The organism is Flavobacterium ponti, assembly GCF_042652765.1.
Lineage (GTDB): Bacteria > Bacteroidota > Bacteroidia > Flavobacteriales > Flavobacteriaceae > Flavobacterium > Flavobacterium ponti.
In genome coordinates this window covers 290,357-314,653 of the sequence record NZ_JBHSGW010000004.1, presented here as the reverse complement: position 1 = coordinate 314,653, position 24,297 = coordinate 290,357, and the positions used below count along the sequence as shown (strand labels likewise).

The 24,297-nt window shown below is 29.1% G+C and carries 28 protein-coding genes; 17 read left to right on the top strand and 11 right to left on the bottom strand.

Annotation, left to right across the window (positions count from 1 at the left end):
- Nucleotides 1–3: 3 nt before the first annotated feature.
- The 5 genes from ACFO3U_RS06855 to ACFO3U_RS06835 form a co-directional block, all read right to left on the bottom strand.
- On the bottom strand, nt 4–399 hold the full coding sequence (locus ACFO3U_RS06855; protein WP_379739657.1) for a 2TM domain-containing protein: 396 nt from the start codon (nt 397–399) through the stop codon (nt 4–6).
- On the bottom strand, nt 380–682 hold the full coding sequence (locus ACFO3U_RS06850) for a 2TM domain-containing protein (protein WP_379739654.1): 303 nt from the start codon (nt 680–682) through the stop codon (nt 380–382). Before ACFO3U_RS06850 ends, ACFO3U_RS06855 begins: the two co-directional genes overlap by 20 nt.
- Before the next feature lie 2 nt (nt 683–684).
- A complete protein-coding gene (locus ACFO3U_RS06845; protein WP_379739651.1) occupies nt 685–2,022 on the bottom strand; it encodes a 2TM domain-containing protein in 1,338 nt (445 codons plus the stop codon).
- Between the two features lie 11 nt (nt 2,023–2,033).
- Entirely contained in the window at nt 2,034–2,654 is a 621-nt protein-coding gene (locus ACFO3U_RS06840) for a hypothetical protein (RefSeq protein ID WP_379739649.1), read from the bottom strand.
- A 197-nt stretch (nt 2,655–2,851) separates the two neighbouring features.
- Nucleotides 2,852–5,005, bottom strand: coding sequence for a TonB-dependent receptor (locus ACFO3U_RS06835; protein ID WP_379739646.1), 2,154 nt, complete (start codon nt 5,003–5,005; stop codon nt 2,852–2,854).
- Nucleotides 5,006–5,155: 150 nt separating this feature from the next.
- Between ACFO3U_RS06835 and ACFO3U_RS06830 the strand changes: the two genes are divergently transcribed.
- From ACFO3U_RS06830 to ACFO3U_RS06810, 5 genes are all read left to right on the top strand, one after another.
- Entirely contained in the window at nt 5,156–6,118 is a 963-nt protein-coding gene (locus ACFO3U_RS06830) for a lipid A deacylase LpxR family protein (protein WP_379739642.1), read from the top strand.
- Nucleotides 6,119–6,209: 91 nt separating this feature from the next.
- Entirely contained in the window at nt 6,210–6,662 is a 453-nt protein-coding gene (locus tag ACFO3U_RS06825; protein WP_379739640.1) for a YciI family protein, read from the top strand.
- An 81-nt stretch (nt 6,663–6,743) separates the two neighbouring features.
- Nucleotides 6,744–7,271, top strand: coding sequence for an IS1096 element passenger TnpR family protein (locus tag ACFO3U_RS06820; protein WP_379739637.1), 528 nt, complete (start codon nt 6,744–6,746; stop codon nt 7,269–7,271).
- A gap of 116 nt (nt 7,272–7,387) precedes the next feature.
- The gene (locus ACFO3U_RS06815; protein WP_379739634.1) at nt 7,388–8,446 is read left to right on the top strand and encodes a nucleoid-associated protein; all 1,059 of its coding nucleotides are present in this window, start codon (nt 7,388–7,390) and stop codon (nt 8,444–8,446) included.
- A 121-nt stretch (nt 8,447–8,567) separates the two neighbouring features.
- On the top strand, nt 8,568–9,194 hold the full coding sequence (locus ACFO3U_RS06810) for a hypothetical protein (RefSeq protein ID WP_379739631.1): 627 nt from the start codon (nt 8,568–8,570) through the stop codon (nt 9,192–9,194).
- A 1-nt stretch (nt 9,195) separates the two neighbouring features.
- Here ACFO3U_RS06810 and ACFO3U_RS06805 read toward each other — a convergent pair whose 3' ends face one another.
- From ACFO3U_RS06805 to ACFO3U_RS06795, 3 genes are read right to left on the bottom strand one after another with little or no spacing between them, the layout of a single operon-like run.
- On the bottom strand, nt 9,196–9,399 hold the full coding sequence (locus tag ACFO3U_RS06805) for a hypothetical protein (protein ID WP_379739629.1): 204 nt from the start codon (nt 9,397–9,399) through the stop codon (nt 9,196–9,198).
- A gap of 5 nt (nt 9,400–9,404) precedes the next feature.
- The gene (locus ACFO3U_RS06800) at nt 9,405–10,811 is read right to left on the bottom strand and encodes an FAD-binding oxidoreductase (protein WP_379739627.1); all 1,407 of its coding nucleotides are present in this window, start codon (nt 10,809–10,811) and stop codon (nt 9,405–9,407) included.
- A 10-nt stretch (nt 10,812–10,821) separates the two neighbouring features.
- Nucleotides 10,822–11,733 (bottom strand): AEC family transporter, encoded by a 912-nt coding sequence (locus tag ACFO3U_RS06795; RefSeq protein WP_379739625.1) that lies wholly within the window; start codon nt 11,731–11,733, stop codon nt 10,822–10,824.
- A gap of 100 nt (nt 11,734–11,833) precedes the next feature.
- Here ACFO3U_RS06795 and meaB point away from each other — a divergent pair, with 100 nt between their 5' ends.
- The 5 genes from meaB to ACFO3U_RS06770 all read left to right on the top strand — a co-directional run bounded on the left by meaB (nt 11,834) and on the right by ACFO3U_RS06770 (nt 15,837).
- Nucleotides 11,834–12,919 carry a methylmalonyl Co-A mutase-associated GTPase MeaB gene (meaB, locus tag ACFO3U_RS06790; protein WP_379739623.1) on the top strand — a complete coding sequence of 362 codons (1,086 nt, stop codon included), beginning with the start codon at nt 11,834–11,836 and terminating at the stop codon, nt 12,917–12,919.
- Between the two features lie 228 nt (nt 12,920–13,147).
- Nucleotides 13,148–13,783, top strand: a complete 636-nt coding sequence (locus tag ACFO3U_RS06785; protein WP_379739621.1) for a hypothetical protein — start codon at nt 13,148–13,150, stop codon at nt 13,781–13,783.
- Nucleotides 13,784–13,795: 12 nt separating this feature from the next.
- Nucleotides 13,796–14,467, top strand: coding sequence for a hypothetical protein (locus ACFO3U_RS06780; RefSeq protein WP_379739618.1), 672 nt, complete (start codon nt 13,796–13,798; stop codon nt 14,465–14,467).
- An 80-nt stretch (nt 14,468–14,547) separates the two neighbouring features.
- Nucleotides 14,548–15,192 (top strand): sensor histidine kinase, encoded by a 645-nt coding sequence (locus ACFO3U_RS06775; RefSeq protein ID WP_379739615.1) that lies wholly within the window; start codon nt 14,548–14,550, stop codon nt 15,190–15,192.
- Between the two features lie 3 nt (nt 15,193–15,195).
- Entirely contained in the window at nt 15,196–15,837 is a 642-nt protein-coding gene (locus tag ACFO3U_RS06770) for a response regulator (RefSeq protein ID WP_379739612.1), read from the top strand.
- Nucleotides 15,838–15,845: 8 nt separating this feature from the next.
- On the opposite strand, the gene ACFO3U_RS06765 is transcribed toward ACFO3U_RS06770, so the two are convergent.
- From ACFO3U_RS06765 to ACFO3U_RS06755, 3 genes are all read right to left on the bottom strand, one after another.
- Nucleotides 15,846–16,073 carry a hypothetical protein gene (locus ACFO3U_RS06765; RefSeq protein WP_338378562.1) on the bottom strand — a complete coding sequence of 76 codons (228 nt, stop codon included), beginning with the start codon at nt 16,071–16,073 and terminating at the stop codon, nt 15,846–15,848.
- 26 nt (nt 16,074–16,099) lie between these two features.
- A complete protein-coding gene (locus ACFO3U_RS06760) occupies nt 16,100–17,479 on the bottom strand; it encodes an MATE family efflux transporter (protein ID WP_379739608.1) in 1,380 nt (459 codons plus the stop codon).
- Between the two features lie 106 nt (nt 17,480–17,585).
- The gene (locus ACFO3U_RS06755) at nt 17,586–18,464 is read right to left on the bottom strand and encodes a PPK2 family polyphosphate kinase (protein ID WP_379739605.1); all 879 of its coding nucleotides are present in this window, start codon (nt 18,462–18,464) and stop codon (nt 17,586–17,588) included.
- A gap of 48 nt (nt 18,465–18,512) precedes the next feature.
- On the opposite strand from ACFO3U_RS06755, the gene ACFO3U_RS06750 reads away from it, so the two are divergent.
- The 7 genes from ACFO3U_RS06750 to ACFO3U_RS06720 all read left to right on the top strand — a co-directional run bounded on the left by ACFO3U_RS06750 (nt 18,513) and on the right by ACFO3U_RS06720 (nt 24,294).
- Nucleotides 18,513–19,334, top strand: a complete 822-nt coding sequence (locus tag ACFO3U_RS06750; RefSeq protein WP_379739602.1) for a DUF6929 family protein — start codon at nt 18,513–18,515, stop codon at nt 19,332–19,334.
- On the top strand, nt 19,331–19,726 hold the full coding sequence (locus ACFO3U_RS06745; protein WP_379739599.1) for an LURP-one-related/scramblase family protein: 396 nt from the start codon (nt 19,331–19,333) through the stop codon (nt 19,724–19,726). The genes ACFO3U_RS06750 and ACFO3U_RS06745 overlap by 4 nt, the downstream gene beginning before the upstream one ends.
- Before the next feature lie 12 nt (nt 19,727–19,738).
- Entirely contained in the window at nt 19,739–19,918 is a 180-nt protein-coding gene (locus ACFO3U_RS06740) for a phospholipid scramblase-related protein (protein ID WP_379739596.1), read from the top strand.
- Nucleotides 19,919–20,018: 100 nt separating this feature from the next.
- A complete protein-coding gene (locus ACFO3U_RS06735; protein ID WP_379739594.1) occupies nt 20,019–21,020 on the top strand; it encodes a LamG domain-containing protein in 1,002 nt (333 codons plus the stop codon).
- 123 nt (nt 21,021–21,143) lie between these two features.
- A complete protein-coding gene (locus tag ACFO3U_RS06730; protein WP_379739591.1) occupies nt 21,144–21,677 on the top strand; it encodes an RNA polymerase sigma factor in 534 nt (177 codons plus the stop codon).
- A gap of 23 nt (nt 21,678–21,700) precedes the next feature.
- Nucleotides 21,701–22,669: a hypothetical protein gene (locus tag ACFO3U_RS06725; protein ID WP_379739588.1), complete on the top strand. Its 969-nt coding sequence runs from the start codon at nt 21,701–21,703 to the stop codon at nt 22,667–22,669.
- 128 nt (nt 22,670–22,797) lie between these two features.
- Nucleotides 22,798–24,294: a DUF2330 domain-containing protein gene (locus tag ACFO3U_RS06720; RefSeq protein ID WP_379739585.1), complete on the top strand. Its 1,497-nt coding sequence runs from the start codon at nt 22,798–22,800 to the stop codon at nt 24,292–24,294.
- Nucleotides 24,295–24,297: the final 3 nt, after the last annotated feature.

Below are 24,297 nucleotides of genomic sequence, written 5' to 3'. Positions count from 1 at the left end.
AATCTATTTCCACTTGCTTCGATTAGATTGTTCTTTTTCCATTAATTCTCTAATTTTTCTTTCTTCCCAATCACTACCTAAAATCATTCCTGGTAAAAAAACAGATAATCCATGAGCTAATAAACCAATTCCCCAAAAGAAAGCTGTTATAAAATTATGCCATTGAAAATAACTTTCTCCCTCTCCAAGATTTTGAACATTGATAATCACTATCATTGTATTAATTACTACATAAATCAGAGCATGAGTATAAAATCCTTTGATTCTTTTTACTCGTCTTACTGCTTCTTTATACTTTATTTCGTCTGGGTTTGACGAGGAAGGATCACTATATCCTCTTCTTTCCATTCTTCGCTGTATTCTATCTTCTAAACTCATCTTATTTATATTTATTTTCATTTATTTTTTCTTGCTCCATAAACTCTTTAACTTTTTTTTCTTCCCAATCTGAAGTAAAAAAAGGAATGCCTTTAAAAACTTTTATTCCGTGAAAGAGTAATGGTATTCCAGAGCCTAAACCTGTCCAAATGAACCATAAAACTTCAGGTGTATATCTAAGATTTATATATATTATTGCTATCATCACTATGGAATAAACTAATAAATGTCTATAAAATCCTTTTATTTCTTTAACTCTTTTTTGAGCTTTCTCATAGCGTTTCTGTTCATTATTCGTTTCCATAACTAATTCCACTTTGTTTGCTCTTTATTTTCCTTTTCTAAAATTTCACGAATTTTCTTTTCTTCCCAATTTTTTCCATATCCAAAAGTTTCTAAGCCATGAAAAGTTAATCCCATTCCCCAACCTAACATTGGAAACCAAAACCACTGAAAACTAGTTGTACTTAAGTTAATTATGATGAGAATTGGAATGACACAGCAATAAGATATTAAATTGCCATAAAAACCTTTTAATTGTTCTACTCTTTTTTTAGCTCTTTCATAAGCTGTTTGTTCGTTGTAATCGTATGTTGTTTCCATAATTGATACTTGTTTTGTTAAAATTGGAAGTGAAATTCTGAAATATTCATCAGTATCTTCTACAGTTACATTTCTTTTAGATAGAATAGCATATCTATTTACAATGTTTTGCAATCCAACTCCTCTTCTATCTTGTAAAACTTCCTTTTTTTGTTTGTTATTTTCTACTATTAATTCGTTATTCTTAATTGTAATTTTAATGTGTAAAGGTTTCTTTTCACTAACAATATTATGTTTAATAGTGTTTTCTAAAAGCAATTGCAGTGATAACGGAACTACTTTTGCATCTTCATCATCAAAATCTAAAGGCACTTCATAAGAAATACTATCTTCAAAACGCATTTTTAATAAGTTCATATACGTTTTTGCGAAAGCCAATTCTTCTGCAACAGTAACCAATTCTTTATCTTTTTGTTCTAAAACATATCTGTAAATTTTAGACAATGAAGTAGTGAATTTTTGTGCGTTTTCAGGATTTTCTTCAATCAACGAGCTTAAAACATTTAAACTATTGAATAAAAAATGTGGATCAATCTGGTTTTTTAAACTTTCAAATTTGGCAGAAGCTGTTCCTGCAATAATTTTTTGTTCTTTAACTCTATTTTCTTGAAAAGCTTTGTAGAAATAAAAAGCATGAATTCCTAAAGTAACAATAAATGTTATGATAATTGCAACTATATAATTTGAAGCTTTCTCTTGCATTAGAAACTCATTAAAAGGTGTTTTTTCTATTAAAACATCTTCAACAATTCGCATTAAAAAGATAACGAAAATTGAAATAAAAAATGAAAGTACAAATCCAATTAAAACTCTTCTTTTGTCAAACCTATTTTCCTTAAAAACTCCATCCAAATACATGAATACAAACGAATTAGCATAATATAAAGAATACCCATAAAGCATTGTTATGAAAAAATTCCATGCTAAATTTTCATTAAACCTTATCGTTACACCACTAATAATTCTTAAAACCAATAAGGCAACAAAAACAGTTAATGAGATGTAAGTAGCTCTTGGAAATTCTTTTATATACTTGTTCATTTTTTATACTTTTAATTGCAATTAGCCGAAACTTCTTTAGCTCTTTCTAAACCCCAATTTGGATGAAAAGGTGTTGCTGGAACAAAGTTCTCAAACAAAGGTATTGATTTTGCTATTTGTTCACACATTGGAGTTGTATCTTGTCCAAAATATTTAGCTGAACCCATTTCAAATTCTGCTTTTAAGAAAACAACTCTTGGATTTTCTGGAGCTAATTTTTCTGCTTTTGCGTAAACTCCTGTTGCCATTCCAGAATATCTCATTCCATTTGTCATTGGATCAGCTATAATCCAACTCGTGTAAATTAAACCCTGAACTACTAATAATTCTGCATTTTGGCTATCCTTTTTTAATTCAATATCTAAAGCGTTTTGAGCCGATTCTAGTAACGATTTTACTTTTTCTTTATCTTGTGTTTCATAAGAAGACAAAGCATCAATAAGAGCTACATAATAGTTTGGCAACCATTCTTTTGATTCTGCTGAAGCAATTCTTTCAAATGTTGCTACGGCTTCTGTGTTCTTTCCTTCTGACCAAAGACTTAAACCTTTTGCCATTCCTGTTTCATAATTAGTTTGTGAAGAAACGATTCCTGAAACTAAAATTACGATGAATGTGATAATTTTTGTCATGATATTAAATTTTAAAGTTAGTATTTCTTTTTTGATAGTACAAAGTTGCACCAGATTATTACGATTTGAAAAATGTTCTAACCGAACTGTTGTTTTTTAAGGATGAATTGTATTTTTTTAAGTGATTAGTAATTAGTGAAGAGTAATTAGCCATTTAAAAACTACTAATTACTCTTCACTAATCACTAGTCACTTCACTATAAATTATCCAAATTATTCGTTTTCTTATTATCACTAATGGTCCAGAAAAATCCAACAAAAATGAATCTACTAGCTGGTTGTGTGATAGCTTGACTTTTAAATTGTCCGTTTGCATCAGGTGAATTGGCATAATTGTATCCAAAAACATTATTTGTTCCTAAAGCATTTGACACAGAAACAAAAAGTATCTTTTGTTGTGATAGCAAATAAGCCCAACTGAAACTCAAGTTATGATACGATTTGGTTTTCTCATTCATGAATTTAACTGAATTCGGATTGTCATAAGGTCTTCCTGAATTATAAGAATAAGTTCCACTAATTTGTGATTTTAATTTATCAACCCAATATTTTGTTACTAATGAAAAATTATGTTTTGCAATAAAACTTGGTGTAACACTAGTTTCATAATTTTTATAATCTCTTTTGGAATCAATGATAGAATATGAAACCCAGTAATCTAAATTCTTGATGGATTTATTATCTCTCCAAAACAAGTCAATTCCTTTAGCAAAACCATAACCACTATTGGTGTAGTTACTATTAAATTGAGCTGTTGAAGTACTATATTTTACTAAATCATTATAATCTTTGTAATAAGCTTCAGCTCTAAACATTCTTTTATCTTTGTTGTACATATAATTCAAAATGTAATGCGAAGTGTTTTCGTAATTTAAGTTAGAAGTATATTTCAAATAACTTTGATTTGGAGTTTGGTTAAAGGTTCCATAAGCCAATGAAACTTGATTGTTGTCTGCGATTTTATAAGCCATTGAAATTCTTGGTTCAATTACAAAATCACCAACAATGGAAGCATTTGAACCTCTTAAACCAACATTCATGGCAAGTTTTTTTGAAAAGAAAATTTCGCTTTCGGCAAACATTGCTCCCAAGTTATTATCATATCCTGAAAAGAAACTATTAGCTTGATTTGCTTGAAAAGACTCATCAAAATTGGTATGAAAATAATCACCTCCAAAATTTAATTTTATTCTGTTAGTCAAAAATTGTGTGAATTTTAATTTATAATGCAAACTTCTTTCGTTATTCCCAACTTTATCATTCGCAATATCAATTTTATTCTGACTGTAACCATAGCTTAAACCAGTTTGAAGCTTAGTGTTTTCAGCTATATATCCAACGAAAGAAGAGTTTAAATAAAAATTATTATTCGTTACATCAACTCTTATCTTATCTTCAAAATTGACATCTTCTTGATTGATATCGAAATTAGTTTTATCAAATGCTGCATATACTTTTAACAATCCTTTTTTAATCTTTGTTCTAAAAATACTTTCTCCTGAAAAAGCTTCAACGGGTTTGTTCCAATCAAAATTTTGAGGAATTATCGCTTGATAAGGAGCTAAATTGATGTAACTTGTGTTAAAAGTCAATGAACTATTTTCCCATTTCTTAGTTTTACCTAAACCAGCTCCAACAGTCATTATTGAAATATCTGTTTCATTTTGTAAAGGTTCATCAATTGTATTCATTAAAAGTACACTTGACAAAGCATTACCATATTCTGCACTATAACCACCTGTTGAAAATGTAATTCCATCGAACAAAAAAGGAGAAAAACGTCCTCTTGTTGGCACATTGTTAGCTGTTGCTCCATAAGGTTGAGCCACACGAATTCCGTCAATATAAGTTTGTGTTTCATTAGATTCTCCACCACGAACAAACAAACGACCGCTTTCTCCAACAGTTTGTGTTCCTGGTAATGTTTGTAAAGCTCCAATTATATTTCCTGCTGAACCAGCTGTTGTAACAATATCTAATGGTTTTAAAGCCGTAACTTTACTATTATCACCTGCTTTAAAAGTTCCTGCAGAAACAACAACTGCATCTAAAGTGTTTAAATCATCTTTTAAAATATAGGTCTTAGGTTTGTAATTTTCAATAGTGATTTCAATTTTTGAAGTTTCATAAGATAAAAAACTCAATTGTAGAATTTGGCTTCCTGTTGCTTTTGTTTCAAAAGAAAAGTCACCATTTTCATCGGAAATAGTTCCATCATAAGTTCCTTTTAAAAATACATTGGCACCAATAATTGGATTTTTTTGTTCATCTATAATTTTTCCTTTTAAAGTAGTTTGAGAAAAACTTACAAAAGTTATACATGTGATTAATAAAGTCAAAATTGTTTTCATCTTTTTACTATTAGTTCGTTTGATGAAGCAAAATTGAAGCAAATACTTTCCAATAAAAATTTACCTTTTCTGAACTGTTGATTTTTTAGGATGAATTGTAAATATGACATATTGGAAAACTTAAAACAGTATATTCTCGTAAATAATGATATGAAAACAAATACTATAAAACTCCTATTATTACTTATTATTCCTAATTGTTTATTGGCACAAAAGATAAACAATATGGCTTCATTTAGAGATATTAAAAGCGATAGTTATTTTAGGTTTAACTATGATAATGACTATTTTAGTTCAACCGATAAGAATTATACTCAAGGTTATAATTTTGAATTAGTTTCACCTTTTCTAGAAAAAAATCCTGTGAATTATTTATTTTACATTCCTGAAAACACTGAAAATAAGTTTGGATTATCGATTGAACACATTGGATTTACACCCAATAACTATAAAAGTATAGAAATTCAGTATAGTGACAGGCCTTTTGCGGCAGCGATTATGCTAAAAAGCTTTGTGATTTCTACCAATATTGAAAAGAAATATAGAGGTTATTCTTCTTTTAATTTGGGAATAATTGGTCCAGGAGCATTTGGAAAAGAAATGCAAGTTGCCATTCATGAAGCAACCGGAAATACCATTCCTCAAGGTTGGAGAAATCAAATAAAAAATGATGTAGTTTTAAATTATGAAATAGGTTTAGAAAAGCAATTAATTCGTTTTAAAAACATATTTTCATTACAATCTGACACTAATTTAAAAGTTGGAACACTTTATACAAATGCTTCTTTTGGGTTAAATGCTACAATAGGACTTATAAATTCACCTTTCACTTCTAATTCCAACAAAAATAAATTTCAACTCTATTTTTACACACAACCTGTTGTTAATGTTATTGGTTATGATGCAACGCTTCAAGGTGGTTTGTTTAACAGAAAAAGTCCTTATACTATTTCAGCATCTTCCATTGAACGTTTTACGGCTCAACATAATTATGGAATCGTTTTAAAAACAAGAACCTTATATTTTGAATATTCTCGTTCAGCAATTACTCGAGAATTTGAAAGTGGAGACTCTGCTAAATGGGGTGGAATTAAAATTGGCTTTACTTTTTAATAAATAAAATTAAGTTTTTTCTAATTATAATTTTTGATTAGTACTTTTACAACAATAATCAGAAAATGTATTACTCAAAAATAAAATCAACATGAAAAAACTAGCTTTACTTCTAACCCTATTGTTTGTATCCAATGGATTTGCTCAAACAGAATCAAAGTTTGATGAAAAACTTGCCAAAGAACTTGGAGCTGATGACTATGGCATGAAAACATATGTATTTTGTCTATTAAAATCGGGAAATAACAACGATGCAACTGAAAATGAAAAGAAAATTGCTTTTGAAGGTCACATGAAAAACATGAATAAACTTGTAGAAGAAAACAAATTAGTTATGGCTGGACCTTTTTTTAAAAATGAGAGAAATTATAGAGGTATTTTTATTTTTAATTGTTCAACAATCGAAGAAGCTGAAGAATGGGTTAAAACCGATCCTGCCGTAAAAGGAAATTTTCTTGAAGCTGAATTGACACTTTGGTATAGCAGTGCTGCTCTTATGAAAGTTGATGAAATTCATGATAGCATAGCAAAGACAAAAATCTAAAATCTTATCAACAAATCCATTTTTGACAAAAGTACTTTCTTAAATAATACTTACTTTTGCAATTCATAAAATTTCAAACAAATGATTTATAAATTTAGAGCTATATTAGATACTAAAGAAGATATTTTTAGAGATATTGCTATAGAACAAACAGACACTTTAGAAGATTTACACAACGCAATAACGAACGCTTTTGGTTTTGATGGAACTGAAATGGCTTCCTTTTATATGTGTGATGATGAATGGAATCAAGAATTTGAAATTCCTTTATTTGATACTGGAGAAATCGAAGGTGAAGTGAGAACCATGAATGAATTTATTCTTGAGGATAATTTGGACAAACACCATACAAAAATTATTTATGTTTATGATTTCTTAAACATGTGGACATTCTATGTAGAATTAGCCGTTGTAGAAGATGAAAAAGAAGAAGGATTAATTTATCCTGCTTTGTTGTTCTCTCAAGGTGAAGTTCCTTTAGAAGCTGAAGATAAATTATTTGAGGCTGAAGGTGGAATGGATGAAGATGATTATGACGAAGACGATTTAGATATGTTTGAAGGTGATGATAGCTTTGAAGATTTTGGTTTTGAAGAAAATTGGAATTAATCCTTTCAGAACAAAGAAACAAGAAGCAAGAACAAAGAAATAATTAATTAAAAATAAAATAGACTTAAGAAAGTGTCTTTTATCTTTCTTCCTTCATCTATTTTCTAAACAAACAAATGATAAACCTTTTCAACGCACATATAGACAATCTTTCCATTCATAGAGTGGGAAATAAAAGCCGTAACGAAGCTCTTTTCTTATCTGAAAACCCTTATGGTTTGAACGATGAAATTATGCCTTTATTAAAAGAATATTTCTTTAAACCTTTTCGTGAAAAAGAAGAAAATTATTTTCAATTTGCTCATGAAGTTGATTTAGAATACAACGATATGTTCAACTTAGCTACTGAGATTTTCACCAATCCAAGTGAAGTACATAATGTGTCTAAAAAAATAACAAAACACTTATTTGAGCAATCTAATCATCCTCATATTAAAAACGGTGAGGTTTATGTAGCCTATTTATCAAATGTATCGATTGATAATAATGTGGTGGATGCCATTGGAGTTTTCAAAAGTGAAATACAAACAGATTTCTTACAGTTTGAAGAAAACGGTAGTAATCTTGAAATGATTTTACAACAAGGAATCAACTTAAATAAGTTAGATAAAGGTTGTATCATTTTCAATTATAAAAAAGAAGAAGGCTATAAAATATTGACTGTTGATAGTAATAGATATGATGCTCGTTATTGGTTAGAACATTTCTTATCAGTAGATGCTTTTCAAGATGAAAACTTCATGACTAAGAAATATTTAAAATTCTGTCAAGATTTTGCTAAAGATGTTGTTTTACCAGCAGAAGACAAGCAACAAGAAGTTTTGTTTATGAATAGAGCCATCAATCACTTTGCAAAAAATGATGCTTTTGAAGAAACAGCTTTCTTAAATGAAGTAATGGAAAACCCTGAATTTATTCCAGAATTTAAAAACTATAAAGTAGATAAAGGTGAAAAGTATAGCATTGAAGATGTAACTGATTTTCCAATTGCCAATGCAGCTGTAACTGATGTTCGTAAGAAGCTAAAAAACACCATTCATTTAGACACCAACGTTCAAATTAAATTGGATTTCGTAAATTCTGATTCAGCTCAAAAATTCGTTGAAAAAGGTTGGGATGAAGAAAAACAAATGTATTATTACTTAGTTTATTTCAATAAAGAACAAAAAGTATAGATTAAAGGTTAATAAAGTACCTTTAAATTAAAAAATATTCCTCAATTGCTAAAAGTAGTTGGGGATTTTTTATATTTGAATATACTTTCATTCAGAAATTTTAAACTAAATTCAATTTAAAATGAATAAACTAGACTTACAAAAATTCATTGAAGAAAAATCAAATCGTCAAATTGTATTGAAAGAACGAATGAATCTTTTAACAAATTTAGATAACGAATTGTCTGGTTCAAAAATTGGTCGCTGGTTTGGTAGTGCTTATTTGTCAACCAAACGATTTGTGACACTTATTTTGGGGATAATCTTAATTATTGGTTCTGTGTTGTTTTTCTTTTTTCCACAAATTATAGTGAAAGATGAAGTTGTAAAAAACGAAATTATTCAAGACTACAAATCAAATTTCCAACAAGAAACGGGTTCGTCTTTGCAAGTTTCAGTGGAACAAATTGCAAATAATTCTGCCAGTTCAAAATCAGTTTTATTGGTTCAGAATATTGATAAATCTATTGGAGATTCTATACAAAATAACGATAAGAATAAGTTTCAATTTATGGCCATTTTAGGATTTATTCTAGGAATTGTCTTATTATACATTGCTCGATTGACTAAGAAAATTCAACACAGAAATACTAAAATTTCTGAAGCCGAAAACTTAACACAAGCTATTATTAAAGATTATTCTCTTACAATTAAGGAAGAAGACCAAGAACTTCAAATTTTGAGAGAGTATTTAAATACAATGAATTAAATCAACCTTTTTGTAATTCAACTAAAAACACAAATAGTCTAATTATCAAAGTTACTCCTATAATAATAAAACCAATACCAGCCGTTTGAAGTTTAAAAGACAAACCTCCTATTTTATTTTCTTTTTTTAATCTTTGGTAATAATTGATTAGTAGTATTCCAAAGTAAATTAAGATAATAGCTAAAATAAATTCTAAAAATTTCATCTTAATTAAACTTCTTCATCTGGAAAAATCTTCCCAGGATTTAAAATATGATTGGCATCAAAAACACGTTTAATGCTTTCCATTAATTCTAAATGTGATTTTGAAAAAGCTATGTCCATGTAATTTTTTTGAACATAACCAATTCCGTGTTCACCAGAAAGTGTTCCTTTTAGAGCAACAGTTAATTCAAAAATTTCTCTGATTCCTTTTGGTACTTCTTTGTTCCATTTTTCATCAGACAAATCTCCTTTGATGATGTTTACATGTAAGTTTCCATCACCAGCATGACCATAACAAACCGATTGAAACCCATATTTAATGCCTATTGCTTTTATGCCATTTAACAAAGCTGGCAATTCATATCTTGGAACAACTGTATCTTCTTCTTTATAAATAGAATTGGATTTTACTGCTTCACCAACAGCTCTTCTCATTTTCCATAAAGCATTCTTTTGTTCTTCTGAATCTGCAAACAAAACCTCATCAATTTCGTAATTTTCTACAACTTCTAGGATTTTTTCGGCTTCTTGCATTAATATTTCAGGATAATTTCCATCCACTTCAATCAATAAATGAGCTTGAATTTTATCTTTAATTGGAACACTGACTCCATCAACATATCTCATGGTCCATTCTAAAGCATCTCGTTCCATAAACTCTAAAGCACTTGGCACAATTCCAGCTCTAAAAATAGCAGAAACGGCTTCACAAGCTTGTGTAGATTTATAAAAAGGAACTAACAATAATACATTATGTTTATTGGCAGGAATGAGTTTTAAAACAATTTTAGTGATCACTCCAAGTGTTCCTTCACTTCCAACCATTAACTGTGTTAGATTATAACCTGTTGAGTTTTTTAACGTGTTTGCTCCTGTCCAAATAATCTCTCCATTAGGTAAAACGACTTCTAAATTTAAAACATAATCTTTGGTTACTCCATATTTTAAAGCTCTTGCTCCACCAGCATTTTCGGCTACGTTTCCACCAATCCAACAACTTCCTTGACTGCTTGGATCTACTGGATAAGATAGGTTTTTCTCTAAAACAGTTTCACGTAAAACTTGAGTAATCACAGCTGGTTCAACCGTAACTTGAAGATTTTTTTCGTCAATTTCAATGATTTTATTCAATCGTTCCATCGAAAGACCAATTCCTTTTTGTACACATAATGCACCACCACTTAGTCCAGTTCTTGCACCAATTGGAGTAACAGGAATATAAAATTCATTAGCTACTTTGAGAATTTCGGAAATCTCTTTTGCATTAGCTGGTTTTAAAACTACACTTGGTGGAAAAACATAATCTTCTGTTTCATCATGACCGTAATGATTTCTTGTTTCTTCGTCAGTAAAAATGTAAGATTCACCAACAATGTTTTTTAATAAATCGTATATATTTTTCTTTAATTCCATTTTTGTTGTTTTAAAAATTTAATAAAATCCAATACCAAAAAGCTATAGTTATAAACGATAAAGGAATTCCAATTCCAACCATCATACTACTTAGTTTTGGTTTTAGTCCATAAGTTGAAGCTAAAATTGCTCCTGTTATCATTGGTGCCATAGCTGACTCAATAATTGATACATCAATCATTAAACCTGATGCTCCTAATATTTTCTTATACAAAATAAAGAAAAAAACAGGTGTAACCATTAATTTAAATAGTAAACCTATACCAAGAAAACTCCAATGTTTACTTTTTCTTTCAATTTTCAATTGTAATCCAACAGCAATTAAGGCAATTGGAGTTACGGTGCTACCTATTCTTTGAAAAACAGATTGAAAATCAACAGGAAAATCGACATTAAAAATATTCAATAATACCGCAACTACGAAAGCAATAAAAGGTGGAAAAAATAGAATTTTCTTTACAATTGCGTTTGGACTTAATGCTTCTCTAGAGAATAATGTTGCTACAATAATTCCTAAAGTTGCCATCACCACAAATGTTCCTGGTTGATCTATCACAATAGCAGTTTCAATACCTTTTGAACCATACAAAGCTTCAATTATTGGAAACCCAACAAAAGAAGTATTTCCTAAACCAGCTGTTAAAATCAAACAACCAATTAGTTTTTTTGACCAACCTAGATATTTTCCTAAACTATAAAAAAATAAAAAAGAGAGCCCAAAACCCAACCAAGCTATTCCTAATGGATATAATAAAGCGGTTGAAATTTCAATTTTTGGAATATAATATAAGGTTAATCCTGGCAAAGAAACATAAATAACAAACTGATTTAAAACAACATGCATATTCTTAGGAAAAGATTTTGCATATTGAAAAGAGACACCTATTAATAAACAGATGAAAATTAAAAGTAGATTATCCATTAGATTTATATGAATTACAAAGTTAAAAGCATTATTTGATTATGTAATGGAAAGTTCTTTTTTTTCAAAAAAATTGTACATTTACACAAAGAGACTATTTTTGGAAAATCAACATAAAAAATCAGCATTATCAGAAGTTAACGGAGTGAATCAACCCGATTCATTAAGCAATGCTGTTGCCAAAAGAATTCAACAAAAAAGAAAAGTAATTCCTTCTGCTAGTGAATTGATTGAAGCCATTAAAAAAGGAGACAAAATTGCATTAAGCAGAGCTATTACACTTGTTGAAAACACCAATCCTGAACATTTAGAACGTGCCAATGAAGTTATCAATGGTTGTTTGCCTTTTGCTAATAAATCGGTTCGAATAGGAATAACTGGAGTTCCTGGTGTTGGAAAAAGTACTTTTATTGAAGCTTTTGGAACTTACTTAACTTCAATAGGTAAAAAAGTGGCCGTTTTAGCAGTTGATCCAAGTAGTTCCATAAGTCACGGAAGTATTTTAGGTGACAAAACTCGAATGGAAGAATTGGTTAAAAATGAAAATGCTTTTATTCGTCCAAGTGCTTCTGGAGATAGTCTTGGTGGTGTTGCAAGAAAAACGCGTGAAAGCATTATTTTATGTGAAGCCTGTGGTTTTGATACTATAATTATTGAAACTGTAGGTGTTGGACAAAGTGAAACAGCTGTTCACAGTATGGTTGATTTCTTTTTACTTTTAAAAATTGCTGGTGCTGGTGATGAATTACAAGGAATAAAACGTGGTATCATGGAAATGGCTGATACTATTGTAATCAACAAAGCCGATGGTGATAATATTTCGAAAGCTAAATTAGCTAAAACAGAGTTCAACAGAGCTTTGCATTTATTTCCTGCAAAAAATAGTGGTTGGAATCCAAAAGTAACTACTTGTAGTGCTTACGAAAAAACAGGTATTGATGCTATTTGGTCGATTATTTCTGACTATTTTACTTTGGTTAAAGAAAATCACTTTTTTGAAAAGAAAAGACAAGATCAAAATCAATTTTGGATGATAGAAACTATAAACGAGCAGTTAAAAAACAATTTTTACAGTCATCCAGAAATTTTAAAATTATTAGATGAACAAAAAAAAGCTGTGCAAAATAATGAATTATCACCTTTTGCTGCAGCTAAGAATTTGTTAGATAAGTATTTTAAAATATAAAAAACCTCAATGAAGTCATGATATCACTGAGGCTTTCTATCCAAAACAAACTTAACTAACCTATATATTCAAAATATATAGTACAAATATGAGGCTCTTATAATAAAAACTAGTAGGAAAAAAACCTTTTAAACAAAAGAAAAAACACCTCGCAAAAAAGGGTGTTTTTCCCTTATTAATTAAATACAATTAAATTAAATTTGTTAACACAACCAAAACAAAATTACGATGATGAAAATTAGAACTATTGCAACAGTGATTCTTTTTTCAACGCTCCTTTATTTAAATTCTTGTAAACCAGAGAGTGCTGAAGAAAATTTAGGAAGTATTAAAGAACCTTCTCAAATAATTTCAGTTGAACAAGCTGTTGAAATGAAAGATACTTATCAAGATACAATAGGCAAATTAATTAAAGAAAACTTTTCAATTCCAGAAAGAGAATATGATCCAACATTATTTGCATTTATAGAATTAGATTCATTGAAACAATATATTGCATATTTAGAGGAAGTAGAACGATTAAATGATAAAAAAATATCTGGTATAAGGGTTTACTTTGCCGCTTATCCAGACTCATTAAAAAACAGTAGCAAATCAGAAGCTTATAAAAATAGAGAAACATTCTTTTTTGCACCAACAATGGAAGTTGAACCAAATGAATGGGGAAGAGAATATCCAAATTTAAGGAACATTCCTTTTTATATTGAGCCTTCAGGAAAGAACAAGTTAATTGGAAAATTTAAAGCGATTGATGGTCTTTTGTGTAAAAAAGACTCACGTCCAACGAATCCAAAAATAGATGAAACTGAAAAAACTAGTTTAATTTTAAATGAATTTCAGCTAACACCTCCTCCTGTAGAATAAAAATATACATTAATGGAAATTAAAAATATACCTTTAGCAGATTTAAAAGACTTTTTTACTTATTTTCAAATAGTCACAGCGATTGCAGGGTCATTGTGTTATTATAAGTATAAAGATACGTATTTAAAATACTTTTTATTTCTGCTTTGGTATATTGTTATTAACGATTTTACTGCTAGATATTACAGTAAAAATATCTCTGTTTATAATGTTTTCTTTTATAATATTTTCCAAGTTATTTCTTTTACTTTTTATGCATTATTATTTAAAAACGCTATCAAAAGTCTTAAAAACAGGCAAATAATTTCAATTTTATTAGCCTTTTATTACTTATGCTATTTGATTAATTTAGTTTTTATTGATGATTTTTTTACAGATTATTTTTCTAATACTTACATTATTGGTGCTGCTGTAATAATAACATCAATATTAATCTATTTATATGAAATTTTAAATTCCGATAAAATCATTCATGTTAATAAAATGATGGTTTTTTGGATTAGTATTGGTTTGTTATTAATGTATCTTCCAAATATTCCTTTTAATGTTATTAGAAATTATTATAAAACTTCACCTACTATTCCTTATATTTATATGGTGAATTTTTTACTGGTATTCATTTACAATATAATAATAATTTCTGGTTTTATATGGAGCAGCAAGGAACAGCGGGACTATTTTTAGCAATCATTGTTTTATTTAGCGTTTGTGTTATTATGGTTTTTCTATTTATAATTTTTCAGAAAAAGAAAAATGTATTGTTGATGAAACAAATAGAATCCCAACAGCAATACGAGAAAGAAATTGCCGAATCTCAAGTTGAAATACGCGAACAAACCCTAAGAAATATCAGTTGGGAGCTTCATGATAATATTGGTCAATTATTAACTTTAGCCAAAATACAACTTCAGAGTGTTGCTGATAACCCAGAAAACATCAAAGAAGTCAATGACAATTTATCAAGAATTTTAAATGAAGTTAGAGCTTTGTCAAAAGTCATCAATCCAGATTTTATTACAAATATTAAATTAAATCAAGCCATTCAATTGGAAGTTGATCGATTTAATCGTTTGAATTATATTGAATCCACATTTTTAATTGAAGGAGAATATAGAAATTTAGATCCAAAAGCTGAAATCATTATTTTTAGAATTCTTCAAGAGTTTTTTTCCAATACAATTAAACATTCAAGAGCTTCAAAATTAGATGTAAAAATGAGTTTTTCAAAAGATATTTTAATTATATCAGTAATTGACAACGGAATTGGATTTGATTCTACTCAAGATTCTATGAACGGAATTGGCTTAGGTAATATGAAAAAAAGAGGTAGCTTAATTGATACTGAAGTTACAATTAAATCAGAAATTAATAAAGGAACACAATTAGAAATTGTTCATAATATAAAGTAAATAATGAAAAAACATTCAGTAGTTCTTGTTGAAGACCATACCTTACTATCTCAAGCAATTGCTGGCATAGTTGATAAATTTGAATCCTTTGAAGTCAGTTATTTATGTAAAAACGGTACTGAATTAGTAGAAAAATTTAAAGTAAAAGGAAACATCCCTCAAATTGTTCTTATGGACATTAATATGCCAATTATGAATGGTATTGAAACCACTAAATGGATTACTGAAAACCACCCTGATGTAGCTGTATTGGCTTTAACCGTGGAAGAAGATGAAAATACTATTCTTAAAATGATAAGAGCAGGTGCAAAAGGCTATTTGCTTAAAGATGTTGATAAACAAACGCTTGAAATTGCCTTATTAAAAATAATTGAAACAGGTGTGTATCATTCTAATATTGTAACTGATGCATTGATGAACTCAGTAACAGGAAAAACCCAAGAAGAAATTGCTTTAAAAGAAAATGAAATAGAATTCTTAAAACTTATTTGTACTGAATTGACCTATAAAGAAGTTGCTGACAAAATGTGTCTAAGTCCAAAAACAATAGATGGATATAGAGATAATTTATTTGCAAAACTAAATGTAAAAAATAGAATAGGATTAGTTCTTTATGCTATTAAAAATAAAATTTATGTTCCTTAAAAGGTAACTTATTCTTCATATTTTTCCATTTCTCTATCATAAAATTCTCCTGCAAGCGTGATTAGATGCTCCATTTCTGATTCTAATTCACGCTCGTCTTCATCATCAATTTCTTCCAAAAACTCAACCTCATCATCTTTTAAATTGATTAAAAATCTTGGATAATCTAAATGAACTATAAAAATGTCATCTGGAAAATCTGTGTTGTCTCCTAATATAAATTTTGGTCTTTCCATTGTTTAAAATGTTATATGTTTATCGTTTATGATTTATAGTTTTCAATTAATTTTTTAGTCATGTGATTAAAGCGAAGATACAAAAATATAGCTGCTGCCGTTAATCCTGCTAATAATCCAATCCAAATTCCGGTTGCTTTTAATTCGGTAAAAATTCCTAAATAGATAGAAATAGGAAAACCAATAATCCAATAAGAAATAAAAGTCATATACATAGGAATCTTTACGTCTTGTAAACCTCTCAAAGCTCCTAAAACTACTACTTGTAACCCATCTGAAATTTGAAAAACAGCTGCAACCAACAATAATTGTCCCGCAATTTTAACAACTTCAGTGTTTTTAGCCAAATCTGTGAGATTACCCATATCAACAAATAAAGCTGGTAAATAATTATGAAAAACTATAAAAAATAAAGCAAATGCGATTTCCAATAAAATAGCCAATAAAAATATAGACATAGCTACAATTCTAAGCTTTTTATAATCGTTTAATCCTTTTTGATTTCCAACTCTAATCATGGCTGCAACACTCAATCCCATGGCAAACATGAAGGTAAAGGAAGCTAAACTCAAGGCAATTTGGTTTGCGGCTTGACTTGTAGTTCCTAAACTTCCTGAAAGCCATATTGCTCCTGTGAAAAGTGCTACTTCAAAAAACATTTGAAAAGCAGAAGGTGTTCCTAATTTTATTATTTTAATATTGACTTCTCTCTTAATTTTCTTTAAATCAAAACCTTTGAAAAAAGGATGAAATTTTTCTTTTAAGTTCATCATATAATGCATGTAACCTAACATCACAAATCGTGAAGCTATAGTTCCAATGGCAGCACCAACAATTCCCATTTTTGGAAAAAACCAAACACCATAAATCAATAAATAATTTAGAAAAACATTGACAAAATTCGCTAAAATAGTTGCCCACATGGAATATTTGGTCTCACTCATTCCATCAGCAAACTGCTTATAAGCTTGAAACATTATCAATGGAATTAATGAAAAAGCAACAATATCTAAATAAGGTTTTGCCAATTCCACAACATGAGCAGGTTGTCCCATATATGCAATTATAGGTTTTGAAAAGAAAATCAAAGTAAATAATGCTACTCCTAAAATCGTACATAAATACAACCCATGATGAAAAGCACTTCTTCCATCTTCTACACTGTGTTTGCCGTCAGCTTCTGCTACTAAAGGTGTTATGGCTGTTGAAAATCCAATTCCAAGTGACATGGCAATAAATACAAAACTATTTCCTAAAGAAACAGCAGCCAACTCATCAGGACCCAATTTTCCAACCATCACATTGTCTACAATACCAACAACCGTATGGCCTAACATTCCTAATATAATAGGATAGGCCAACTTCAAATTATAAGAAAACTCTTTGGTGTAAGTTGATAAATTCATTGGTAATTTTAAAGCGGCAAAGATAGTTTTTTTTTAGTAATAGGTTTTAGGTAAAAGGCAGTTGGAAAACTAATTTACCCATTACCTATAACCCATTGCCTATAACCTATTTTTCTGTACTTAATTTATCATGATACATCTTTATATTATCTTTTACTTCTTCTTCTAATTCTGGATAATGAAATTCGTATTTATTCAATTCATCTAACATGGTTTTTGCAACAATGTATCTTGCTGTTTCCTTATTATCAGCTGGTACAATGAACCAAGGTGCGTGTTCTTTTGATGTTTTATTCATAATATCTTCATAGCATTCTTGGTATTTATCCCACAATTCTCTCTCTTTCAAATCACCAGGAGAAAATTTCCAATTGTGTTTTTCGGTTTCTAATCTTCTAAGTAATCGTTGACGTTGTTCTTCTTTACTCAAATGCAAAAAGAATTTCATAATAATTACACCATTTTTGGCTAAATGTTTTTCAAATGCATTGATACTTTCAAAACGGTTAGCCCAAAATTCATCAGAAATATCTTCTGCTTTTTCAATATTAGGAATATTTTCATTTAGGATATAATTAGGATGAACTCTTGTAATTAAAACATTTTCATAGTGTGTTCTATTGAAAACAGAAAATTTTCCTTTTTCAGGTAAAGCCAAATAATGTCTCCACAAAAAATCATGTTCCAATTCATTGGATGAAGGTGTTTTAAAACTGTGAACCACTACTCCACGTGCATTGAACTCTTTAAAAACCTCACGAATTAAACTATCTTTTCCGGCAGTGTCCATTCCTTGTAAGCAAATCAAAACACCGTATTTGTTATGAGCGTACATTTTGTCTTGTAATTTGCTCAACTTTTCACGCACTTTTTGTAATTCTTTTTCTTTCTTCTTTTCAGAAGTTTCTACGTTTATTAAAGTTGGAATTTCTCTTAATTTAATAATATCCTTTACTTTAAAGTCATCCGATTTCAACGTTTTCATAATAATTACATTTATATTTGTTACTTAAATAAAGTGTTTTGTAAAAGTATGGAAAAATTTCAACTGCAACTGTTTTTTCAAATTATCGGTATTGGTTCTGCTTCTGGACTTTTATATCATAATGATTTACTTTATATAGTTTCAGATAATAGTTCTTATTTATATGAATACAAAATAGAGTCCAATGAATTAAATAAAATTGCTTTAGTTGAAGATCCTGCTGAAAATATACTCAAAAAAGACAAACCTGATTTTGAATCAATAACTTTTGAAGGAAACAAACTATACCTATTTGGTTCTGGCTCTACAAAACAAAGAGCATCATTAAAAACTTATCATTTATCAAAAAAAAATATAAAAGAAAAAGATTTATCTAAACTATATACTAAATTGAAGTCTCAGTTTCAAATAGAAGATGATGAGTTAAATATTGAAGGTGTTTTTAATTTTAATAAAACGTTTTACTTATTTCAAAGAGGAAATGCAAAAAATGCTTCAAATGGGATTTTTATTGTAAATAAAGACAAAGAAATTGAAATCCAATTTAAAAAAATTGAGTTACCCAAAATAAACAATATCCAAGCTTCTTTTACTGATGCCATTTTAGTAGAGGAAACCATTTACTTTTTGGCTTCAGTGGAGAACACAACCTCAACTTATGATGATGGAGAAATATTAGGAACTTTCTTCGGAAAAATGAAATTGGATACTCTTTCAGTTGAAGAAACAATTTTAATAACAAATGAACATAAATTTGAAGGCATCACATTATTTAAGGAAACTGAAAAACAATTAGAATTTTTATTGTGCGAAGATAATGACACTGACCTTTTAGAATCAAATATTTACAAATTAATCATCACTATATGAATCCAATCCTAAATCGAAACCTATATCTTATTAAAGAACATATCGGTATGTTCAAAGCATCCAATAACTTTGATATTTTCAATCCTGATAATGGTTCACAACTCATGACATGCAGAGAACCAAATCTAGGTTTTTTTACTAAACTTTTCCGATTTACAGATTATAAGAGAATGACTCCTTTTCATGTAGTAATTTCAGATAATCAAGGGAAAAAGATAATTTCTGTAAAAAGAGGAGTTACCTTATTTCGTTCTGATGTAGAAATTTTTGACGAAAATGAAAGACTAATTGGTGTTTTTAAACAAAAATTCTTTTCTTTTGGTGGAAAATTTGAAATTCATGATGCTAACGACAGACATTTATGTACGCTGCAAGGAAAATGGACTGGTTAGGATTTTAAATTTATGAAAGAAAATAGAGAGTTAGCACATGTTTCTAAAAAATGGGCTGGAATTGGAAAAGAATTCTTTACAAGTGCTGACAATTATGTATTAGAAATTTTCAATCATGTTCCTGAAAATGATATTGTAAGGCCATTGATTTTAGCATCAGTGATGTGTATTGACATGGTTTTTAAAGAATAAAACTTTTAATTGTTAAAATTTAAAAAATAATGAAGCAATTTTGTTAAATGAAAGATTAATTATTATAATTTTATCGTAAACTATTCTAAACTATAATATTATGATAAAAAAATTACTCCTTTCCTTATTATTAATTGGTTTCAATTATTCTTTTTCTCAAGACAACTATTTAGACTTTGACGGATCTAATGATTATGTTAATGTTGCAAATTCTGGAAATATTTTAGCCAATTCGACTGCTATAACTCTGTCATGCAAAGTTTACCCAAAATTAAATTCTACTGGATTTCCTAATTTTGATGGTTTTGCTGGATACAGAAACGAAACGAACTTTGATTTTTATTTAATTCAACTTAGTTCAACCGAAGTTGAAGCAAGATTTAGAAATTCTAGTGGAACAGCTTATTCTATTAATTATAATGGATTGGTTTTAAACCAATGGAATCATTTTTTCTTAGTATACGATGGCTCGACTTTAAAATTATATTCAGGAACTAATCAAGTAGGAAATGTAGCTGCAGCTGGATCAGTTCCTGCTTCTAATGCATCAACTTTTAAAATAGGCTTAATACCATATCAAGCTTATAATTGGTATCACAATGGCTACATTGATGAAACAAGTCTATGGAATAAAGCGCTTTCTGCAACAGAAATTAGTGCTATCATGTCAAACAATGGTGAAATTGCAAATCCTCAAAGTGAAACAAATTTAAAAGTATATTATAAATTCAATCAAGGTGTTCCTTATGGAAATAATACAGGTTTAACAACTTTAAATGATGAAATGAATTTAGCAAATGGAACGCTAACAAATTTTAACCTTACAGGAAGTTCTTCAAACTGGGGAAGTGCAACTTTAAGCAATCAATCTTTTAATAATACACTCTTTTCTGTATATCCAAATCCAACTTCATCTAAATTAAACATAAAAAGTCAATCTGAAATTACATCTTTAAGAATTGTTGATTTATCTGGTAGAATTATTTTACAAAAAGATATTAATGCAACACTTGAAGTAAATGAAGATGTCAGTCAATTGAATGATGGAATTTATTTTGCCATTATTAATCAAACTCAAAAAATAAAATTTATTAAACAATAAACCACTGAAATCATTACCTTTATAAAGCTTATCATTATCGATAAGCTTTTTTTTGAAAATAATTTAATTCCATTCCAACCTTTTATAACTTTTTATGCTCTTATAAGAAAGCAACCTTTTATGATGGATGAAAAAATAATCATAGCCTGCAAAAAAAATCAACGAGAAGCCCAACGTTTAGTATATGAACAGATGGCAACCAAGTTGTATTATACTTGCAAACGCTATCTCAAAAAAGAAGAAGAAATTGAAGAAGTATTGGCCGATGTTTTTTACATCATCTTTACAAAAATTGATCAATTAAAAGAAAATAAAGCCTTTGAAGGTTGGGCCAGAAAAATTGCTGTAAATCAATGTTTGTTGCAATTAAAAAAGAATTTGAATTTCAATCTTTATTTGGAAGATACCAATATGCAATCACAGCCTTTTACAGATGAAGTAACGGATTTAGAAGAAGAAGATTTGTTGAAACTAGTGGAGAAAATTCCAGAAGGTTGCCGAACGATTTTTAATCTATTTGTTATTGAAGGTTTTTCACATAAAGAAATTGCTGAACAACTCAAAATATCAGAGGGAACATCCAAATCACAATTAAACGTTGCTAAAACAAAATTGAAGGAGTTAGTAAATACTTTTTACTACCAAAAAGCTAAATAATACTGAAATAAATTCAGCACAAGATGAAAAACGAAGAAAAAATATATCAAAAAATAAAAAACGCTTCTAATAAAACCGAAGAAACATTTTTCCCTGGGATGGATAAAGTGTGGAATCGTGTAGAAGAAAAACTCGACACCAAAATAATCAAAAAGAAAAGCGACTTATGGAAAAAATTAGCCATTGCAGCTTCTTTCTTGTTATTTTTTACAGTTGGAATTCAATTGTTCAATACACAAAAAGAATTAACTGAACCTATTGAACCTAAAATGAATATTGAACCAACAACTGAGAAAGTTCAAGACAATATTGAAAACAAACTTGATGAAGAGAAAATAGAGACCATAGAAGTTTCACCTGAAGTTGAAACTTTTGTAAATACATCAGATATTCAAGCAAATACAACAGAACCTAAAGCCATTATTTCTGAATCAAAAGACGAAAGTCATGATGATGTTCCTGCAATAATTAAAAACGACTATAAAATTTCGGAATCTGCTAAAACATCTTTTGCTGCCGATGAAATAAAAGCTGACGTTCAATTAATGAGTAAAAAAGAAGCGGTTGATAAAGGATATTATAATTCTGCAAGTTCAAATAATGTTTTTTACCCAAGCAAAGGAAAAATATATGCTGCTCGTAGTTCTAATATGAAGTATAAAAAAGCAGAAGAAAAACTCAGTTCATCTTATGTGCAAACCACTAAAAATGATGATTTAGTGCTTATTGATGGTAAATTATCCAATAAAAAAAGAGAAGATTTAAGTTCAGATGAAATGGAAGAAATGGTTGAATTGAAAAATCCAATTTACATCATCAATGGAGAAGAATTTTCAGAAGAATCACTCTTTGGTGAAAAACCAACCAGCAAATATGCCCCTTTAACCAATCAAAAAATAGATTCCATTAAAGTCTATTTGCCCGAAGAAGCCAAATACATTTATGGTGATAAAGGTAAAAATGGTGTAGTCATTATTTCCGTTAAAAAGTAAATCTCAATAAATAGTAAAATCAATAATTGCAAACACTTAATTGTGTTAGCCAAGATAAACTCATTCAAATTTTAACTAAAAAGATGCTGAAACGAGTTCAGCATGACAGAAATCAAATAAAATAAATCATGAAAAAGAAAGTAATCCTTGTTTTGATAGCATTTACAATGTTACCATTACTACAATCGTTCTGTGGGTTTTATGTTTCCACAGGTGACAACAAAATTTTCAATCAGGCTTCAGAAGTAATTCTTGTGCGAGATGGAAATAAAAACACAGTTACCATGAATAGCGATTTTAAAGGTGATGTGAAAGATTTTGCTATTGTAATTCCTGTACCAACAGTATTAAAAGAAAACGACATCAAAGTGGTAAAAAAAGACATTTTCAACAAACTGAATAGATATTCTGAACCAAGATTAGTAGAATATTATGACGAACATCCTTGCCAGCCAAGAGTTATGTATGATGAAATGGTTGTCATGAAAAGTGTTGCATTTAATTCTAGCAGAGCAGAACAAAAAAAAGATAAAGAATTAGGAGTTACCATCGAAGCAAAATACATTGTTGGTGAATATGACATTCTTATTTTATCCGCAAAAGAATCGGCAGGTTTAAAAACTTGGTTGCTTCAAAATGACTATAAAATTCCAGCAAAAGCGGAAGAAGTATTGGAACCTTACATCAAATCTAAAATGAACTTCTTTGTGGTGAAAGTCAATTTAGCAGAAATGAAAAAATTAGGCCGAAATGAATTAAGTCCCATCCAAATTTCGTTTGAAAGTGAGAGGTTTATGTTACCTATTCGTTTAGGAATGGCAAATGCAAATGGTGCACAAGATTTAATCATCTATGCTTTTACCAAAAACGGAAGAGTAGAAAGTACCAATTATAGAACAGTAAAAATTCCAACAGATAAGAATATTCCAACATTTATGAAACCAAAGTTTCAGGAATTTTACAAAGACATGTTCACTAAACAATATAAAAAATATGGAAAAAATGCTGTTTTCACCGAATATGCTTGGGATTTGAGTTCTCAAAATTACCAAAAATGTGATCCTTGTTCCACTACTCCACCAAGTTATGCTGAGTTAAAAGACGCTGGAGTTTTCTTTGCCAATTACAGAACACCACAAGGTTATCAAGGAAGTGATTATGAAGGAAATTTATTCTTCACGCGTTTGCATGTACGTTATGATAGAGAAAATTTTCCAATGGATTTGCAATTTCAAGAAACAATGGACCAACAATCTTTTCAAGGAAGATATATCATGCAACATAGTGTAAATGTAGACATGAATACTTGCTCTGAAGGCAGAAACTATTACAATAATGTTTTAAACAGAAGAGAAAATGAATTGGAAACTTTAGCTAATTTAACCAACTGGGACATTGATAATTATGAAGATTACACTAATGAAATTAGAGCAAAATTAGGCTATAAAACCACAAAAAGTGAAACTAAAAAAGGAGGATTATTTTTCTTTTCAAAAGGAAACAAACCTAACAAAACATTACCAACCTTGCTATTAATTTCTGGTTTAGCAATGATTACATTCTTGATTTATAAAAGAAAAACGTTATTACCAAAACTAGCTGTTATCAAAAACTTCTTATTCTAAAGC